The sequence below is a fragment of the Gordonia paraffinivorans NBRC 108238 genome (genome assembly GCF_000344155.1).
GTDB classification, from domain to species: Bacteria; Actinomycetota; Actinomycetes; order Mycobacteriales; family Mycobacteriaceae; genus Gordonia; species Gordonia paraffinivorans.
Map to the genome: position 1 here is coordinate 1 of NZ_BAOQ01000028.1, position 17,667 is coordinate 17,667.

Here is a 17,667-nt window from a genome sequence, read left to right on the forward strand (position 1 = left end):
GGCTCGGGCGGCACCGGCCGGGCTGCCGCCGACGGCGCGTCGGGTGCCGGCCGCATCGGTTGCGCGACTGGAACCTGTTCTGCCACATCGGCTTCGGCGGCCTCGGCCGCAGCGCGCCGGGCTTCCTCGGCGGCCCTGGCCTCCTCCATCGCCTTGCGCTGCGAGGGCCGGATGAACTTCGGTTCCGGTTCGGGTTCGGCCGGTTTCGGCGGCACCGGGATCGACGTCGTGCCGACGCCGGACTCGAGGCGTTCGAGTCGTTGCAGCAGCGCGGCGTCGTCGGCGGATGCGGCCGGGAGCAGCATCCGCGCGCACATCACCTCGAGCAGGAGACGCGGCGAGGTGGTGCCGCGCATCTCGCCGAGCGCGTCGTGCACGATCTCGGCGAACCGCGTCAACGACGCGGGACCGAGCTTGGCGATCTGGGACTGCATCCGCGCCAGCTGATCACCCGGCGCCTCCACGAGTCCGCGGTCGGCGGCGTCGGGGACCGCCTGCAGCAGGATGAGATCGCGCAGGCGCTCGAGCAGGTCGACGGCGAATCGCCGTGGATCGTGCCCGGCGTCCACGACCTTCTCCACGGCGCCGAACAACGCGGCGCCGTCGGCCTCGGCCAACGCCTCCACGGCGGTGTCGATGAGTGCGATGTCGGTGACGCCGAGCAACGCGAGCGCGCGCTCGTAGGCGACGCCGTCCTCGTCGGCACCGGCGAGGAGCTGGTCGAGGATCGACAGCGAGTCACGGGGCGATCCGCCGCCGGCGCGGATGACCAGCGGGTAGACCTCGGGCGCGACGCGCACGCCCTCCTTCTCGCAGATCTTCTCCAGGAGGCCGCGCATGACGGGCGGCGCGAGCAGGCGGAACGGGTAGTGGTGCGTGCGCGACCGGATCGTGGGCAGCACCTTCTCCGGTTCGGTGGTCGCGAACACGAAGATCAGGTGCTCCGGCGGCTCCTCGACGATCTTCAGCAGCGCGTTGAAGCCCGCGTTGGTGACCATGTGGGCCTCGTCGACGATGAACACGCGGTAGCGCGACTCGGCCGGCGCGTAGAACGCCCGGTCGCGGAGTTCACGGGTGTCGTCGACACCGCCGTGGCTGGCGGCGTCGAGTTCGATCACGTCGAGGTTGCCGGGGCCGCCCGGGGCGAGCGCGACGCAGGATGCGCACACACCGCAGGGACGGGATGTGGGGCCTTCGACACAATTCAACGACCGCGCCAGGATTCGCGCCGACGACGTCTTGCCGCAACCGCGCGGACCCGAGAACAGGTACGCGTGGTTGATGCGCCCCGAGTCGAGGGCGCGGCTCAACGGTTCGGTGACGTGCTCCTGCCCCACGACGTCGGCGAAGGTAGCCGGGCGATAGGTGCGATACAGAGCCACGCGTCGAGAGTACCGGCGGACGGTGACACCCGAGGACCCTGCCTCACACTGCCGGGGTGGCCCCCGTGTCCGGGTTGTCGGCCATCGGCTCGCCGGCCGTTCCGACCAGGTCATCACCTCTGGCGGCGGCATCCCGCGTGCCCGCGTCCACCGGTCGACCATCGCCGTCGGACGAGGACGCGGCCGGTTCCGCGGGCAGGCCGCCGTCGGCGATCACGGCCGCTGCGACGCCCCTCGCGATGACCGGCGCGGTCGGGTCGGCCGTCGCGCCACGACGCCCGGACACCCGCAGCGCGACGACGGCGGCGACCAGGATTCCGAGGTAGCACCAGAGGTAGGGGCTGACGGTGAACCAGTTCATCCAGGTGACGCGGGTCTTCACGTACAGGCCCGTGTAGTAGGCGTCGGGCACCAGCTCGGGCACGTGCGTCGGCCACGCGAACACGATCAGGAACAGGGCGATCGCCCCGGCCGCGGCGAGTCCGCGGCGTACCGGGGCGAGCCGGGCGTCGAGGGCCAGGTGGACGCCGATGACGATGACCGGCACGAACCACACCCAGTGGTGACCCCAGGACATCGGGGACACCACGCACGCGGTCATGCCGACGATGCTCAGCGCGAGCAGCTCCTGCCCCTTGCGGTGGGCGTAGGTCGCGACCGCGAACCCGGCGACGAGAGCGGCCAGCGCCAGCCCTCCGTACAGCAGGGTCGGCGGGTGATCGGTGTCGAGGTGGTTGGCCAGCATCCCGCGCAGGGACTGGTTGCCGCGCAGCTGCGCGGAGCCGACCCGTTCGGACTGGAACAGCTTGTCGGTCCAGTACGCCCAGGAGTCCCGCGGGAGCACGGCGAAGCCGACCAGCACGGTCAGCGCGAACCCGCCGAGGACGCCGCTGAACGCCCGCCAGTTCCGCTGGACGGCGTAGTACCCGGCGAAGATCAGCGGGGTGAGCTTGATGCCCGCCGCGATGCCGGCGCCGAAACCCTTGGTCCGCGAGGTGTCCGGACGCGTCAGGTCGGCCAGGATCAGCAGCATCAGGAAGACGTTGATCTGCCCGTACCAGATGGTCGTGCGCACCGGCTCGAGCAGCATCGACGCCGCGACCAGCGACATCGCGACGACCCGCAACGGCCAGGTCGGCGTCCGGCCGAGGGCGCGGAAGCTGAGCATGACCACCGCGTAGAGCGCCACGACGATCCCGATGGTCCAGATCCAGCGCGCGACGTCGAAGGAGATCAGCGCCAAGGGTGTGAAGAGCAACGCGGAGAACGGCGAGTACGTGTAGTCGAGGTCGCCGATCATCTTCATGTCATAGAGGTTCGCGCCCTCGGTGACCGCCTCCGCTCCCTGTCGGTAGACGGCCAGGTCGATCTGATTGTTCATCAGACCCCAGAACTGGGCTCCCCAGGGCACGACGACATCCTGGAGTGCCAGAGCGACGACCCCGAAGATGGCGAACCCGGATGCGAGAAGAACCGGCCTGGGCAGATTCACGATTTACAAGACTGTCATAAGAGACGGTCCATACCGGGATGCTCGCCCGCCAATGAGATCAATCTAACTCCGCCACCGCGTTTCGCCGACGGCGTGTCGCGTCGGCCGGTCAGGACTGCTGTGCAAGCAGCGTCTCGGCGGAGGCGAGCAGAACGCAGGTCGACACCCCGTCCATCGCGGCCCGGAGGTCGTCGGTGTTCGGGAAGGTCGGCGCGAGCCGGATGTTCCGGTCGTGCGGGTCGACCTTGTACGGGAACGCCGAGCCGGCCGCGGTCAGCGCGATGCCGGCCTCCTTGGCCAGCTCGATGGTGCGGCGGGCCGCGCCGTCGATGACGTCGAGGCTGATGAAGTAGCCGCCCTCGGGCTCCGACCAGGAGGCGACCTTCGACTCGGCGAGCCGGTCTTCGAGGATGTCGAGCACGATCTTGAACTTCGGCTCGATGATCTCGCGGTGGCGCGCCATGTGGGCGCGCACCCCGTCGGCGTCGCCGAAGAACCGCAGGTGGCGCAGCTGGTTCACCTTGTCCGGGCCGATGGTCTTGAAGCCGAGGTACTTGGAGAACCACGCGACGTTCTCCGGCGACGAGCCGAAGAACGCGACGCCGCCGCCGGCGAAGGTGATCTTCGACGTCGAGCCCAGCACGTACACGCGGTTGGGGTGACCGGCCTGCGCCGCCATCTCGATGACCGGCAGCGGGGTCGGCGGCGCGTCGACCAGGGTGTGCACCGCGTAGGCGTTGTCCCAGTAGATGCGGAAGTCGGGCGCGGCGGGCATCTCGAGCAGCCCGCGGGTGACCTCTTCGGAGAAGGTGACGCCGGTCGGGTTCGAGTAGGTGGGCACGGCCCACATGCCCTTGATGCTCGGGTCGCCGGCGGTGAGCTCCGCGCACAGGCGCACGTCGGGGCCGTCCGGGAGCATCGGAACCGGGATCATCTCGATGCCGAAGCTCTCGGTGATGGCGAAGTGCCGGTCATAACCCGGTACGGGGCAGAGGAACTTGATCTTCTGGCGGCCCCACGGCTCGTCGGAGTCGGGGGTGCCGTGCAGCAGCCCGAAGACCGTGAGGTCGTGCATCAGCTCGAGGCTGGAGTTGCCGAAGGCGATGAGGTTCTCCGGATCGACGGCGAGCAGCTCGCCGAAGATCGCGCGCAGCTCGGGCAGGCCCTTGAGGCCGCCGTAGTTGCGGGTGTCGGTGCCGGTGCCGTCCCGGTAGTCCTCGCCGGGCAGCGACAGGAGCGCGTTCGAGAGGTCGAGCTGCTCCGGCGCCGGCTTGCCGCGGGTGAGGTCGAGCCTGAGGCCCAGCGCCTTGAGGTCGTCGTAACGCTTCTTCAGATCCGCCTGGGTGTCGCGAAGTCGGTCGGCACTCATCGAGTGGAAATTCAACGTAGGACCTTTCGCGGCACGACGCCGAAATGCGGGGGTTCCGACGCCGCAGACCAGAGAAATGTGAATGGGAGATAAGGGGACCCCGCGCACCCGAGAGAGCCCGTTGACCCTTGCTGCCTTCCGGCCCTGGGGGAGTTCACAGGATGCACGCCGCGCGGGATCCGTCGTCCAGTGTAGCGAGCGCTCGAAGGGGTGCGACACCGACCCTTCCCCAACGTCACGACCTGCGAAAACCCCGAGAAACGACGAAGGTCCGCGGCGATCGTGACGATCACCGCGGACCTCTCGCGGCGGAGGATAGGGGATTCGAACCCCTGAGGGCTGTTAACCCAACCCGCGTTCCAGGCGAGCGCCATAGGCCACTAGGCGAATCCTCCAACGCTGGCGATGATAGCGGCCTGACGTCCGCTCGCCCAAACCGCTTGCGACCCGCGTCACCCGCATTAGGGTCGAAGCCATGTCCGATTCCTCTCCCGTCGTCGTGATCGGGGCAACCGGAGGCCAGGGCGGCGCCGTGGTCGACGCGCTGCTCGAGGCCGGTTTCGGAGTGCGGGCCCTGGTCCGCGATGCGGTGTCGTCGAAGGCCGCGACGCTGGCCGGGCGCGGAGTCGAGATCGCCGTCGGCGACGTCGTCAGCGGCATCGGGCTCGCGGACGCGTTCACCGGCGCCTCGGGGGTGTTCGCGATGACGACGCCGTTCGAGTCCGGGGTCTCCGCGGAGATCGCGCAGGGCAGGGCGCTGATCGAGGCGGCGACGTCCGCGTCGGTTCCCTACCTGGTGTTCTCGTCGGTGGCCTCGGCCGACCGCGGCACCGGGGTGCCGCATTTCGACTCGAAGTTCGAGGTCGAGCAGATGCTGGCGGCCACCGACATCCGGCACACCGTCGTCGCCCCGGCGTATTTCTACGACAACCTGCTCGCGAGCTCGGACGCGCTGGCCGCCGGGGTCATGCCGATCGCGATGCCGGCCGACAAACCGCTGCAACAACTCTCGCGCCGTGACCTCGGCCGGTTCGTCGCCGGCCTGTTCGCGACACCCGACGACCACGTGGGCGAGCGCATCGAGATCGCCTCCGATCAACCCACCCCGAACGAGATGGCCCGGATCGCCGGCGAGGTCCTCGGCACCCGGGTGATCGCGGAATCATATGATCCCGAACGCATCCCGTCCCCGGACATGAGCGCGATGTTCGCCTTCCTCGGCGATCGCGGCTACGAGGTCGACATCCCGGCCCTGCACGCCCGCTTCCCCGACGTCGGCTGGCAGTCCTTCGCCAACTGGGCGGCCGAGGCCCTGCATCGGTGATCCGGCGGCACCGCCGATCCCGCGAACTCGGCGCGGCGCGCTGCCGTCCGATGCCGCATGATCGTCGGGTGCACACCCACCGAGCCCAGCATCTGACGAGTCGGGCGCACGCATGCTCGTAGACGCAGGACTGGTCGTCGCGGGCCTCGCCGGGCTCGTCATCGGCGCGGAGTTCCTCGTCCGCGGCGGATCGGCGATCGCCACCCGGCTCGGGGTGTCCCCGCTGCTCGTGGGCCTCACCATCGTGTCGGTCGGGACGAGCATGCCCGAGCTGGCGGTCGGCATCGACGCGACGCTCAACGACGCCGGGCCCCTCGCGGTCGGCAACATCGCGGGCACCAACATCGTCAACATCCTGCTGATCCTCGGCCTCTCCGCGGCGATGGTGCCACTGGCCCTGGGGAAGCAGACCCTGCGCCTCGACCTGCCCGCCATGTCGATCAGCGCGGTGCTGATGCTGGTGCTGAGCCTCAACGGCTCGCTCGGGCGGATCGACGGCGTGATCCTCCTGCTCCTCGGCATCGGCTACACGGCCGCGGCGATCCGGTCGGAACTCCGGGAGCGGGCCACCCCCGTGGAGGAGGAGATCGCCGAGGAGCTGCCCGCGAAAGGCGGCCCGCTGTGGCTGCGCGCCCTCGAACTCCTCGGCGGCATCGCGGCGGTGGTGGTGGCGGCGGACTGGCTGGTCGACGGGTCGGTGTCGATCGCGACCGACCTCGGGGTGAGCGAGGCGTTCATCGGCCTGACCATCGTCGCGATCGGCACGTCGGCGCCCGAACTGGTCACGACCCTGATGTCGACCATCCGCGGCGACCGCGACCTCGCGATCGGCAACCTGATCGGCTCCAGCGTCTACAACATCGTGTTCATCCTGGGCGTGACCGCGCTGGTGAAGCCGATCGAGGTGACCAGCGACCTGATCCGGGTCGACATTCCGTTGATGACCGCCGTCGCCGTGCTCTGCATCCCGGTGTTCGTCTCCGGCCGGCGCGTGTCGCGGCTCGAGGGCATCGGGTTCGTGGCGTTGTACGTGATCTACCTGGTCGTCCTGCTCGTGTTCCGCACGTAGCCCGTCGGTGTTCGGCCCGTCGGTGTTCGGCCCGTCGGTGATCGCGGCCGCGAGGTCAGTCCGCTATCCGATTGCCCTTCTCGTCCCAGTGCGAGGCGACCTTCTTCGACGGCTGCACCCGCGGCGGCTCCCCCGGCATCTTCGGGTAGCTCGGCGGATACGGCATGTCCCCCAGCCCGTTCTCGTCGTCGCGGTGGACCATCTCGAGCAGCTTCTCGATCCCGCGGCGGTGGTCGGCGATGTCGGCCCACGGGTCGCCGCGCTCGGCGAGCATCTTCGGGACCGTCGCCATCGTGCAGTCGTCCGGGTTCACCTCGGCCAGCTCCGCCCAGGTCACCGGCGCGGAGACCCGCCCGATCGCGCTGCGCCGCACCGAGTACGGGGCCGCCATCGTCCGGTCGCGGGCGTTCTGGTTGAAGTCGATGAAGATGCGTTCCCCGCGTTCCTCTTTCCACCACGACGTGGTGACGTTGTCGGGGTCGCGGCGTTCGAGTTCGCGGGCGATCGCGATGACGCAGCGCCGGGTGGCGATGAAATCCCACAGCGGCTCGATGGGCACGTACACATGGATGCCGCGTCCGCCGGACAGCTTGACGAAGCCGCTGTAGCCGAGCTCGTCGAGCAGCGGCTTCAGCCCCTCGATGGCCACCCGGCGCACGTCGTCGAATGTGGTCCCCGGCTGCGGGTCCAGGTCGATGCGCAACTGGTCGGGGTGATCGTTGTCGGGGTGGAGGGTCGGCCAGGTGTGGAAGGTGACGGTGCCGAGGTTGGCCGCCCACACCAGGTCCGCGGGGACCGTGGGGCGCAGGGCATCGGCGGTTCGCTTGGAGGGGAACACGATCGGCGTCGCCTGCACGTGCTCGGGCCGTTTCTTGGCGATGTGCTTCTGATAGATCTCCTCGCCCTCCACGCCGTCGGGGAAGCGCTGCAGGAACGTGGGCCGGTCCCGCGTCGCCCGCATCAGCGGGCCGTCGCCTCCGCCGTCGACGCCGAGCGCCACCGTCTGGTAGTAGCCCACGAGATCCCGTTTGCGACCGCCGTTCTCGCCGAGTTCGGGGAAGTAGATCTTGTCGGGGTTGCTCAGACGCACGGCGATCCCGTCGACGTCGAGTTCTTCTGCGGGAGAACGAGATGGCATGGGCGTCATTCCCCTTCGAGGACGTCGTGCAGGTCGTAGGTGAGCGGGACCTCGAGTTGGTCGTAACCACAGCTCTCGGGGTCGCGGTCCGGCCGCCAGCGCAGGAACTTCACGGTGTGCCGGAAGCGCTGTTTCTCCATCTGGTCGTAGGCGAATTCGGCCACGAGCTCCGGGCGGATGGGTATCCACTCCCCCGATCTCTCCGACCGCCAGCGGGTGGGCTCCCCGGGCGATGCCTTGTCCGGGTCGAGCCGCATCGGCTCGAACATCTCCTGCAGTTCGATCCGCTTGGCGTCGGAGAAGGCGCCGGCGCCGCCGACCATCCGGAGTTCGCCGTCGTCGCCGTACAGTCCGAGCAGCATGGAGCCGAGTCCGGTGCCCGACTTGTGAATCCGGTAGCCGATGATCACGCAGTCCGCGGTCCGCTTGTGCTTGACCTTGAGCATCTCCCGCTTGTTCTCGACGTACGGGCCGTCGAGGCGCTTGGCCACCACGCCGTCGAGGCCGGCGCCCTCGAATGCGGAGAACCAGTCCTCGGCGACGGCCGGGTCGGTGGTCACCCGGCTGACGTGGAAGCTGCGATCGCGCTCGGGGCGCCCCACCGCGCGCAGCAGCGCCTCGCGCCGGACCTCGAACGGCTCGTCGGCCACCGAGGTGTTGCCCAGCGCGAGCGCGTCGAACCCGATGAAGATCGCCGGCGTCTTCTCGGCGAGCATGGTCACCCGCGACTCGGCGGGGTGGATGCGCTGGGTGAGCGAGTCCCAGTCGAGACGGTGGGTGCCGCCGATGAGCGCCGGCACCCCGATCTCGCCGTCGAGCACGACCTTGTCCGGCAGTTCGGCCCTGGCCGCCTCGACGATCTCCGGGAAGTATCGCGCCAGGTCCTTGCCCCCGCGCGAGCCGATGACGACCTCGTCCCCGTCCCGGAACACGAGCGCCCGGAATCCGTCCCACTTGGGCTCGTACGAGAAGACCGTCTCGCCGTCGGGCTGATGGGGCACGGCGGTGACCGCCTTCGCCAGCATCGGGGCGACGGGTGGCATCACCGGGAGATCCATGGGTTCACTGTTCCTCACATCTCGTGGCGGGCGCAACGATTCGGGCCGGCATCGCGGCGGCCGCCGCGGCAGGGTCATGCTCGGGTGGGTGCATCGTGAGGGACAGACCGGCGAGGCCCCGATTTCTCATCGCCCGACCCGGGCGCGCCGGATTCGCCGCCTCCGAAGCGGTACCCTCGACGCGATGTCGACACAGCACGCAGCGGGCCGGTACGCCCCGTCGCCCTCCGGTGACCTGCACGTCGGCAACCTCCGTACCGCTGTGCTCGCCTGGTTGTTCGCACGGACCACCGGCCGCCGCTTCCTCATCCGGATGGAGAACCTCGATCGAGCCGTCGACGGGGCCGACCGGCGCCAGCTCGACGACCTCGCCGCCCTGGGCCTCGACTGGGAGGAACCGGTCGTCTACCAGACCGACCGGCGCGCGATCTACGCGGGGATCATCGACGAACTGCGTTCTGCCGGGCGCACCTTCGAGTGTTTTTGCACTCGTCGCGAGATCCTCGAGGCCCCGTCGGCGCCTCACGCGCCGCAGGGCGCCTACCCCGGTACGTGCCGCGACCTCACCGACGCACAGCGCGCCGAGAAGATCGCCGCGGGTCGACCCCCGGCCGTCCGCATCCGCGCCGAGACCAGCGAGTTCACCGTCACCGACCTGCTCCACGGCAGCTACACCGGGATGGTCGACGACTTCGTCATCCAGCGCAACGACGGGACCCCGGCCTACAACCTCGCGGTGGTGGTCGACGACGCGGCACAGGGGGTCGACCAGGTGGTCCGCGGCGACGACCTGCTCTCCTCGGCCCCGCGTCAGGCCTACCTCGCCACCCTGCTCGGCGAGACGCCGCCGACATACGCGCACGTGCCGATGGTGCTGAACCCCGAACACGTGCGCCTGTCGAAGCGCGACGGCGCGGTGACCCTCGCCGACCTGGCGGCCCGGGGCGTGTCGTCCGAGCGGGTGCTGGCGCACATCGCGCGGTCGCTCGGGCTCGCCGCGCCCGGCGAGGTCGCCGACCTTCCCACGCTCGCGGAGCGCTTCGACCCCGCAGCACTCCCCCGCACTCCCTGGATCCTGCATCCGGGAGAGTGGGACTGACCCCGCCCCCTACGCCGCTGTCGCCAGCAGCCGCTGCAGGAGGTCGTTGAGGGTCACCAGACCGATCGCGCGACCGGAGTCGGTGACCAGCGCCAGGTGGGCACGGCGTTCGCGCATGGCGGCCAGGGCCTCGTACACCGGCCGGCCGGCGTCGATCCGCAGGACCGGTCGCATCAGGTCGGCGGCCGTGGTCCCGGCCGGGGCCTGCAGGCTGTCGCGGACGTGCACGACTCCGTGCACGGTTCCGCCGCCCGGCTCCCGCACGAGCAGCCGCAGATGCCCCGAGGTCCGCCCGGCCGTCTGGATGTCGGCGGGGCCGGCCGCCGGCGGGACCGAGCCGAGCCGGTCGCGGGGGGTGACCACGTCGCCGAGGGTGAGCGATTCCAGTTCCAGCGCGCTCGTCAGGTGGGCGTGATAGCGCTCGTCGATGGTGCCGACCGTCGCCGAGTGCTCCACCAGGTGCCGCAGCGCGTCGCTGTCCTGGCCGGCCGCGACCTGGTCGACCGGTTCGACACCCACACGCCGAAGGCACCAGTTGGCGAGACGGTTCAGCTGCACGATCACCGGGCGCGTCACCCACATGAAGGCGCGCATCGGCAGGGCCAGCACGATCGCCGACCGCTCCGGGTGCGCGATCGCCCACGACTTCGGCGCCATCTCCCCCACCACCAGGTGCAGGAAGGTCACGATGACCAGGGCCAGCACGAAGCCCGCGATGTCGGCCGACCAGTAGGGCAGTCCCCAGCCGGTGAACAACGGCGTGAGCCAATGGTGCACAGCCGGTTTGGTGACCGAACCCAGCGCCAGGGTGCAGACGGTGATGCCGAGCTGCGATCCCGCGAGCAGGACCGAGAGCTCCGACGCGCTGCGGAGTGCGGCGCGTGCGCTGCTGCTCGACGCCGCGGCGTCCTCGAGCCGGTGGCGTCGGGCCGCGATGAGGGCGAACTCGACGGCGACGAAGAATGCGCTCGCGGCGATCAGGACCACCGTGAGCACCGCGACGATCCACGGGTCACTCATCGTCGGCCTCCTGCCCTGCGCCGGCCCCCGCGACGAGATCGCGGGCCTCGCCCGCCTCCGGTCGCATGGACACGAGTGCGGGGACGTGCTTGTCGACCTCGAGGACCGTCACCCGGACGACCCGAGGGTCGGGCTCCTCGTCGTCGAGGATCGCGGCGGGGTCGGGTTCGATGGTGACGGTCACCGTCTCCCCCTCCTGCGGCAGGCCGACGTACACGGCGATAACCAGACCGGCGACGGTCTCGTAATCCCCTTCCGGCAGTTCGAGTCCGATCGCCCGCGACACCTCGTCGACGTGGGCGTCACCGCGCACGATCCAGCCGTCCCCGGTCTTCTCGACGACGGCGGACGTCTCGGGATCGTGTTCGTCATCGATCTCGCCGACCAGTTCCTCGGCGATGTCCTCGGCGGTCACCACGCCGGCGAAGCCGCCGTACTCGTCGATCACGATCGCCATCTCCTCGTCGGCGTCGGACAGGGTCTCCAGCACCTCGGGAAGGGGCAGTGTCGAGGGCACGACGACCGCCGGACGGCACAGGCTTCCGGCCGTCGCATGCGGGTCGGCCTGCGCCGGGGTCGTCGTCATCGCGTGCGACCAGTCGAGCAGATCGTGCAGGTGCACCACGCCCAGCACCTCGTCGCCGGGGCCGGCCACGACCGGGTAGCGGGTGTGTCCGCCGCCCATCAGCGCGAGCAACTCCTCGGCGGTGACCGAGGCGTCGACGTGGTCGGTGTGCGGACGCGGGATCATCGCGTGTTCGGCCGTGCGCGTGGGGAACTCGAGAACCCGGTCGAGCAGGACCGACAGATCGGCGGGCAGTTCGCCGGCGTCGCGGGACTCCGCGACGATGTGCTCGAGGTCGCGCACCGAGGCCGAGTGCTCGACGTCGTGCACCGGTTCGATCCGCAGGGCCCGCAGCAGCAGGTTCGAGGCCTTGTCGAAGAGCGCGATCAGCCAGCCGAAGAGAGCGAGGTAGACGGTGGTCGACCTCGCCAGCCACAGGGCGACGGGCTCGGCGCGCGCGATCGCGAGGTTCTTGGGGAAGAGTTCGCCGAAGACCATCTGCATGACGGTCGAGAAGCCGATCGCGACGACGGTGCCGATCGCCACACCCACGCCGAGCGGGATGCCGACCTCGCCGAGCAGGTCGCCGATCCCCGAGCCGATCAGCGGTTCGGCGACATAACCGACGAGCAGGCCGGTGACGGTGATGCCGAGCTGGGCCCCGGAGAGCATGAACGACGTGCGACGGGTGACGGAGAGCGCGCGCCGGGCGGCGGGGTCACCCGATTCGGCGCGGGCTTTCAGGCGGGAGCGGTCGACCGCCATGTAGCCGAATTCCTGGGCCACGAAGTAGCCGGTCAGGGCGGTGATCAGCAGGACCACCAGCACCCCGAGGCCGATGCCTGCGATCGTCAGCACGAGAGCGTCCGATCGTCGGCGACGAGGAGAGCGTCAGGGTGGGAGTCCCCGCGGGCGGCCGCGGGGTCGGGACTCGATTCAGGTCTGTGTGCCGGGTGGTGCCGTCGGCGTTTTCGGCGCTTGGCGCGTCTCATCTTTCTCTCTCGCTGGGCTCGGGTACCCGTACAGGGTGCCGAGTCGTCGACCGGTCGCGCAAGTCTGCGCTGGTCAGACAACGTGCGGCACCGCGGCCGGGTTCCGTGACCCGCCCCACATCCGCCGGTGGGTCCGGAACGCTCAGTCCTTCTTCGAGGCGTAGTAGCGACGCAGGAACTCGTCGCGGTACTCGACGTAGTTCCCGTCCTCGATCGCCTGGCGGGCCCGATCGACCAGCTGAACGATGAACGACACGTTGTGCAGGGTCGCGAGAGTCGCGGCGAGCCCCTCCTTCGCCTTGAACAGGTGATGGATGTAGGCGCGGCTGTACTGCGAGGTGTAGTTCTCGATCTCGGGATCGAGCGGACGGAAGTCGTTGCGGTACTTCGCGTTCGTGATGTTGTACCGGCCGTCGAGCGAGTAGATGGCGCCGTTGCGGGCCACGCGGGTGGGCGAGACGCAGTCGAAGGTGTCCACGCCGTTCTCGATGGCGGTGAAGATGTCGTCCGGTTCGCTGATGCCCAGCAGGTGCTTCGGCGCGTCCTCGGGCAGCTCGTCGTTGACCCAGCCGACGATCGTGCCGAGGTTGTGCTTCTCGAGCGCCCCGCCGATCCCGTACCCGCCGAAGCCCTTTCCACCGGCGGCGCGGTCCGCCTCGCTGAGGGCGACGAGATCGCGGGAGGCCTTGCGCCGCAGGTCCTCGTACTGCGCCCCCTGCACCACGCCCCACAGCGCCTGCTGCGGGCGATGCGCGCGCTCGGCACTCAACCGGTTGTGCTCGGCGAGGCAACGAATCGCCCACAGCCGGGTGCGCTCCAGCGAGTTCTCCTGGTATGCACGGGTGTTCATCAGAGTGGTCAGCTCGTCGAAGGCGAAGATGATGTCGGCGCCGAGCTGGTGCTGGATCCGCATCGACACCTCCGGCGTGAACCGGTGCGCCGACCCGTCGAGATGCGACTTGAAGGTCACGCCGTCGTCGTCGACGCGCGAGAGCCGTTCGCGGCCGTTCGCGGTCAGCGTGTCGTCGGGGTTGCCGACCTCCATCGCGATGACCTTCTTGAAGCCCGCCCCGAGGGACATGACCTGGAAGCCACCGCTGTCGGTGTAGGTGGGCCCGTGCCAGTTCATGAACTTGCCGAGGCCCCCGGCCTGGTCGATGATCTCCGGGCCGGGCTGCAGGTACAGGTGGTAGGCGTTGGCCAGCACCGCCTGCGCCCCGAGGTCGGCGACCGACTCGGGCAGGACGGTCTTCACCGTGGCCTTGGTGCCCACCGGGATGAAGGCGGGCGTGCGGATCTGTCCGTGGGGAGTCGAGATCACCCCGGTGCGCCCCCGGGTGCCGGGCAGGGTGGTGCCGACGGTGAAAGGACGATCGGCGACGAAACTCTCGGTACTGCTCACCGCAGCATCTTCGCAGGTCGCCGACGCCCATCCCAAACCGGCGACGCGGGCGGGTCCCGGCATCGGCCTGCGTCGCCGCGACGACGCGATGGCGCGACGGCGCCGTTCGATACGGTGGGACCATGTCGAGCCCACGAGTGCTGACCCGCCCGAGGAAGATCGCCACCGGTGTCGCCACCGCGGCAGTGGGCGCGTCGTTCGCCCTGCTGACCCTCACCGCGTGCGGCGGCGAACAGGATGTCACCGACACGGCCACCTCGAGCGCCGCGGTTGCGCCGGCGAGCCCGAACGCCTCCGCGCCCGTCGTGGCCGGGCGCAAGCCCGCGACGACACCCGCGACCTCCCGCACCACGACCTCCGGGGCGACCGCCTCCGAGGCCGGCGGTCCCGGCACCCAGTGCGGCACCGTCCCCGGCCCCGACGGCGCACTGACCGTCACGATCCTCGCCGGCGACGTGAGCTGCGAGACCGCCGACGAGATCGGGGCGGAGTACGGCCCGAAGATCGCCACCGGCACACAGCACGAGGTGTCGGGCTGGACCTGCGGCCCGTCTCAGCTGCGCGGTGTCCTCTCCGCGTGCCAGAAGGGCGAGTCGGTCATCGGCTTCGCGCCCTAGCCCCTGCCCGGCGCGCAGGACTTGACCCTGACGCGGCGTCAGGCCCGAAGGTGAGCGATGTGAGTGATGGGGAAGGCTCCCGACGAGCACGACCGACGCCGCCGCTGACGGTCGGAGCGGTCGCCGGCATGGCCGGTGTCAGTGTCCGCACGTTGCATCATTACGACCGGATCGGACTGGTCACGCCCTCGGCGCGCACCCCGGCCGGGTACCGCGTCTACGACGCCGCCGACGTCGAGCGGCTCTACCGGGTCCTGACCTATCGGGAACTCGGCTTTCCTCTCGAGCAGATAGCGACCCTGCTCGACGATCCCGATGCGGACGAACTGCATCACCTCCGCGCCCAGCGCGACATGCTCACGAAACGGATCGATCGCCTCCGTCGGATGGTCGCGGCCGTGGAGGAGATGATGGCCACCAAGAAGCAGGGAATCCGGTTGTCCGCCACCGAGCAGGCGGAGATCTTCGGCGACGACTGGAACGGGGACGCATACGCCGCCGAGGCGGAGGAACGCTGGGGCGACACCGATGCGTGGCGCCAGAGCCAGACGCGCGCGTCCGAGTACTCGAAGGAGGACTGGAAGCGCATCAAGGCCGAGTCAGACGACCTCGAGCGCCGTCTGGCCGACGCCATGCTGCGCGGGGTGACGCCGGGATCGGCGGAGGCCGACGCACTGGCAGAAGAACATCGCGCGCAGGTCGGGCGGTTCTACGACTGCAGCCACGAGATGCACGTGGGCCTGGCCGACATGTACGTCGCCGACCCGCGTTTCACGGCGCACTACGACGAGGCGGCCCCAGGCCTCGCGGTCTACCTGCGCGAGGTGATCCGGGCCAACGCCGCGAAGCGCGGGTGATCCGCGGCATCGGCCCGCATCCCGGCCGTGGCGGCCGGCCTCACTGTTCCAGGTAGCGCTCCCGAAGCTTCTCGGGAACCGACGCATCCAGCCCCAGGCCTTTGGTGAAGTAGCCGTCGATATCGCCGAACTCCTTGGCCATCTCGTCGAAGGCGCCTTCGAGGTACTCGCGCCGGACGCCGAGGAGCGCCGACAGCACATCCGGGTCGCCGCCGGCCTTCTCGAAGGCCGCGAAGATCGGGTGCAGGGCGGGGATGAGTTCGTCGTTGGTCAGCAGGTAGTCCTCGAAGACCTCGTCCCGGCTCACGCCCAGCACGGTGAGGAACGTGGCCGTCGCCCAGCCGGTGCGGTCCTTGCCGGTGGTGCAGTGGAAGAGCGCCGCACCCGAGGTCGACGGCTCGGCCAGCTCCTCGTAGAACTTCCGGTAGGCCGCCCGGGCGCTGGGCAGGGTGACGATCTGGCGATAGGTGCCCTCGATCAGGCTCTCGGCCTTGCCGCCGCCGAGTGCCTCGTTGGCCTTGGCGACCATCGCCGGGTCTGCGAGCACCGCGTTGAGGTGGGCCGGGATCGCCGTCGCGGAGTCGGCCAGAACGTCGAGCGGCACGTCGGTGACCCCGGGCAGGTTCGGATCGGGCGCGGCCTGCCGCTCCGCCGCGGTCCGCAGATCGAAGATCAGCGTGATGCCCAACTCCTCGAACTTCGTCCGGTCGTCTCCGGCGAGACGGTGGAGTTCGGTGGACCGGTAGACGCGGCCGGTCTGCACCTTCCGACCGTCGGCGGTCACCCAGCCGCCGAGGTCGCGGAGATTGGGAACGGTCGCGAGTTCGATGGCGTGAGCATGTTTCGGTTGGGTCATGGCGACGATTCTGACAGTTCCCCGATCGTCCCGATCCCGCGTATCCGAGGAAGAAAGCGGATATCGTGCCGCTCAAGAGCCGCCCGCGGACGGCTCGGCGGCGGATGCGGCCCGCCGAAGCCCGACAACCCCTGGAAGATGGAGCTTCCCGGCCGGTAAGTGAAATCGCGTGCCATCTTGCCGACACGCGCTCCGACACCGTTGCGACAGCGCTCGAGGGGCAGGAATCGGGCGTCGGCCGCCGGCCCGGCAACCTGAAAATGGCCCCCGAGCACCGCACTGTCGTCGCAGCCAGAGCAGGGTTGTCCGGTCTCGGCGACCCTCAGGGACAGCGTTACGGCGGTCGGAGCAAAATCCGTGCCATCACAGATGCTGCATGTTGCACGCAATCCGTTGAACCCGCCGAAGGCCGTGGGCTAGGTTCCATGCCATGTCCTGGAAAGTGGCAGTTCACGGTGGCGCATCCCGCGCCACCGTGCGGTTGCGGAAGAATGCGTCCCGAGAACTCCTCGATGGCACGGACCTTTACGTCGGCGCCCTGACGAATCCCGCATCCACTGCCGGAACCACTCCCCGAAAGATTCTCTGATTCTTCTCCGGTTGTTCGGCCATCCCGGCTGAGCAACCGAGAACCTGTGCTCGAAGTACGACGAAAGAAAGTTGGACGATGTGCGGCCTTCAGAACGGGCGACGATGAGTGACGTCCCGGAGCCGAGCGGCTCCTCCTCCGGCCTTCCGCTCCTGGAAGCTCGCGGCCTCACGGTGAACGCCTCGTGGGGGCACATCTTCGGGCCGGTCGACTTCACCGTCGCCGAAGGCGGCGTCACCGTGTTCGCCGGGCCGGAGAGCCGCGGACGCGCCGCGCTGCTGCTCACCGTGGCCGGCCGGATGCGCCCGAGCAGGGGAGAGCTCACCGCCTTCGGCCGGACCAATGACGCCCAGCACCTCTTCAACCGCGCCGCGGTCGCGTGGATCGACGAGGTCGACGGCATCCAGCAGGCCATCCGCATCCGCGACGTCGTGACCGAGCTCAAGCGCTGGTCTTCTCCCTGGTGGAAGTGGGTCACGCCGGCAGGTGAGGACGACCTCGAGCGCGTCTGCCGCCCGGTCTTCGGCTCCTACCCGCTCCCGGACCTCGAGGCCTTCGTGGAGGAGCTGCCCGAGCTCAGCTCCGCGCTGTTCCGCATCGCCGTGGGCAACCACCGGCGTCCCCCGCTGCTGGTCATCGGCGGCGTGGACAGGCTCACGCGGCGCGAGAACCAGGTCCTCCTGATGGAGCGGCTCGTCGATCTGGGCCGGACGCAGACGGTCATCACCGCCGACGTCAACGCCGTGGCACCCGCGGGCGGCGTGCGCGCCGTGATCCCCGTCGACAACCTGACAGAAGGCCAGTTCCTCGGCCTCGACCACGAAGATCGGACCTAGAG

Annotated in this window: 15 protein-coding genes, 1 tRNA gene and 1 other RNA gene; 6 read left to right on the top strand and 11 right to left on the bottom strand. The window is 69.7% G+C overall.

From position 1 onward, the window contains the following. From GP2_RS13980 to GP2_RS13995, 5 genes are all read right to left on the bottom strand, one after another. Positions 1–1,382: DNA polymerase III subunit gamma and tau (locus GP2_RS13980; protein ID WP_006901172.1), on the bottom strand; the 1,382-nt coding region annotated here is incomplete at its 3' end. A 43-nt stretch (positions 1,383–1,425) separates the two neighbouring features. Continuing rightward, positions 1,426–2,874 carry a glycosyltransferase 87 family protein gene (locus GP2_RS13985; protein WP_040527080.1) on the bottom strand — a complete coding sequence of 483 codons (1,449 nt, stop codon included), beginning with the start codon at positions 2,872–2,874 and terminating at the stop codon, positions 1,426–1,428. 109 nt (positions 2,875–2,983) lie between these two features. Next, positions 2,984–4,258 (bottom strand): aspartate aminotransferase type Ic, encoded by a 1,275-nt coding sequence (locus GP2_RS13990; RefSeq protein WP_006901174.1) that lies wholly within the window; start codon positions 4,256–4,258, stop codon positions 2,984–2,986. A 74-nt stretch (positions 4,259–4,332) separates the two neighbouring features. Continuing rightward, an RNA gene (gene ffs, locus GP2_RS21255) (signal recognition particle sRNA small type) lies at positions 4,333–4,427 on the bottom strand. Positions 4,428–4,552: 125 nt separating this feature from the next. Then, positions 4,553–4,638: transfer RNA gene (locus tag GP2_RS13995), tRNA-Ser, on the bottom strand. A gap of 80 nt (positions 4,639–4,718) precedes the next feature. On the opposite strand from GP2_RS13995, the gene GP2_RS14000 reads away from it, so the two are divergent. Next, positions 4,719–5,567, top strand: coding sequence for an NmrA/HSCARG family protein (locus GP2_RS14000; protein ID WP_006901175.1), 849 nt, complete (start codon positions 4,719–4,721; stop codon positions 5,565–5,567). 112 nt (positions 5,568–5,679) lie between these two features. Further along, the gene (locus GP2_RS14005; RefSeq protein WP_006901176.1) at positions 5,680–6,636 is read left to right on the top strand and encodes a calcium/sodium antiporter; all 957 of its coding nucleotides are present in this window, start codon (positions 5,680–5,682) and stop codon (positions 6,634–6,636) included. 55 nt (positions 6,637–6,691) lie between these two features. Here GP2_RS14005 and GP2_RS14010 read toward each other — a convergent pair whose 3' ends face one another. After that, positions 6,692–7,774 carry a DNA polymerase domain-containing protein gene (locus tag GP2_RS14010; protein WP_006901177.1) on the bottom strand — a complete coding sequence of 361 codons (1,083 nt, stop codon included), beginning with the start codon at positions 7,772–7,774 and terminating at the stop codon, positions 6,692–6,694. Between the two features lie 5 nt (positions 7,775–7,779). Beyond that, on the bottom strand, positions 7,780–8,832 hold the full coding sequence (locus tag GP2_RS14015; RefSeq protein WP_006901178.1) for an ATP-dependent DNA ligase: 1,053 nt from the start codon (positions 8,830–8,832) through the stop codon (positions 7,780–7,782). Between the two features lie 184 nt (positions 8,833–9,016). Between GP2_RS14015 and gluQRS the strand changes: the two genes are divergently transcribed. After that, complete coding sequence (gene gluQRS, locus GP2_RS14020; RefSeq protein WP_006901179.1) at positions 9,017–9,931, top strand: tRNA glutamyl-Q(34) synthetase GluQRS; 915 nt, start codon at positions 9,017–9,019, stop codon at positions 9,929–9,931. A gap of 9 nt (positions 9,932–9,940) precedes the next feature. Here the strand turns inward: gluQRS and GP2_RS14025 are convergent, their stop codons facing one another. The 3 genes from GP2_RS14025 to tgt all read right to left on the bottom strand — a co-directional run bounded on the left by GP2_RS14025 (position 9,941) and on the right by tgt (position 13,910). Continuing rightward, positions 9,941–10,951, bottom strand: a complete 1,011-nt coding sequence (locus GP2_RS14025; RefSeq protein ID WP_006901180.1) for a hemolysin family protein — start codon at positions 10,949–10,951, stop codon at positions 9,941–9,943. Next, a complete protein-coding gene (locus GP2_RS14030; RefSeq protein WP_006901181.1) occupies positions 10,944–12,374 on the bottom strand; it encodes a hemolysin family protein in 1,431 nt (476 codons plus the stop codon). Before GP2_RS14030 ends, GP2_RS14025 begins: the two co-directional genes overlap by 8 nt. Positions 12,375–12,650: 276 nt before the next feature. Further along, positions 12,651–13,910 carry a tRNA guanosine(34) transglycosylase Tgt gene (tgt, locus tag GP2_RS14035; RefSeq protein ID WP_006901182.1) on the bottom strand — a complete coding sequence of 420 codons (1,260 nt, stop codon included), beginning with the start codon at positions 13,908–13,910 and terminating at the stop codon, positions 12,651–12,653. A 122-nt stretch (positions 13,911–14,032) separates the two neighbouring features. Between tgt and GP2_RS14040 the strand changes: the two genes are divergently transcribed. Next, positions 14,033–14,527, top strand: coding sequence for a hypothetical protein (locus GP2_RS14040; RefSeq protein ID WP_006901183.1), 495 nt, complete (start codon positions 14,033–14,035; stop codon positions 14,525–14,527). 59 nt (positions 14,528–14,586) lie between these two features. Next, on the top strand, positions 14,587–15,384 hold the full coding sequence (locus tag GP2_RS14045; RefSeq protein WP_083900247.1) for a MerR family transcriptional regulator: 798 nt from the start codon (positions 14,587–14,589) through the stop codon (positions 15,382–15,384). Between the two features lie 40 nt (positions 15,385–15,424). Here the strand turns inward: GP2_RS14045 and GP2_RS14050 are convergent, their stop codons facing one another. Further along, positions 15,425–16,240: a tyrosine-protein phosphatase gene (locus GP2_RS14050; RefSeq protein ID WP_006901185.1), complete on the bottom strand. Its 816-nt coding sequence runs from the start codon at positions 16,238–16,240 to the stop codon at positions 15,425–15,427. Between the two features lie 693 nt (positions 16,241–16,933). Here GP2_RS14050 and GP2_RS14055 point away from each other — a divergent pair. Continuing rightward, positions 16,934–17,665 carry a P-loop NTPase family protein gene (locus tag GP2_RS14055; protein ID WP_006901186.1) on the top strand — a complete coding sequence of 244 codons (732 nt, stop codon included), beginning with the start codon at positions 16,934–16,936 and terminating at the stop codon, positions 17,663–17,665. Positions 17,666–17,667 lie beyond the last annotated feature (2 nt).

Excerpts from the sequence above, each read along its gene's own strand:
- GP2_RS14055 (WP_006901186.1), top strand. The coding sequence starts at position 16,934 with ATGAGTGACGTCCCGGAGCCGAGCGGCTCCTCCTCCGGCCTTCCGCTC.
- GP2_RS14010 (WP_006901177.1), bottom strand. The coding sequence starts at position 7,774 with ATGCCATCTCGTTCTCCCGCAGAAGAACTCGACGTCGACGGGATCGCC.
- GP2_RS14000 (WP_006901175.1), top strand. The coding sequence starts at position 4,719 with ATGTCCGATTCCTCTCCCGTCGTCGTGATCGGGGCAACCGGAGGCCAG.
- GP2_RS14015 (WP_006901178.1), bottom strand. The coding sequence starts at position 8,832 with ATGGATCTCCCGGTGATGCCACCCGTCGCCCCGATGCTGGCGAAGGCG.
- GP2_RS14025 (WP_006901180.1), bottom strand. The coding sequence starts at position 10,951 with ATGAGTGACCCGTGGATCGTCGCGGTGCTCACGGTGGTCCTGATCGCC.
- GP2_RS14040 (WP_006901183.1), top strand. The coding sequence starts at position 14,033 with ATGTCGAGCCCACGAGTGCTGACCCGCCCGAGGAAGATCGCCACCGGT.
- gluQRS (WP_006901179.1), top strand. The coding sequence starts at position 9,017 with ATGTCGACACAGCACGCAGCGGGCCGGTACGCCCCGTCGCCCTCCGGT.
- GP2_RS14050 (WP_006901185.1), bottom strand. The coding sequence starts at position 16,240 with ATGACCCAACCGAAACATGCTCACGCCATCGAACTCGCGACCGTTCCC.
- GP2_RS14005 (WP_006901176.1), top strand. The coding sequence starts at position 5,680 with ATGCTCGTAGACGCAGGACTGGTCGTCGCGGGCCTCGCCGGGCTCGTC.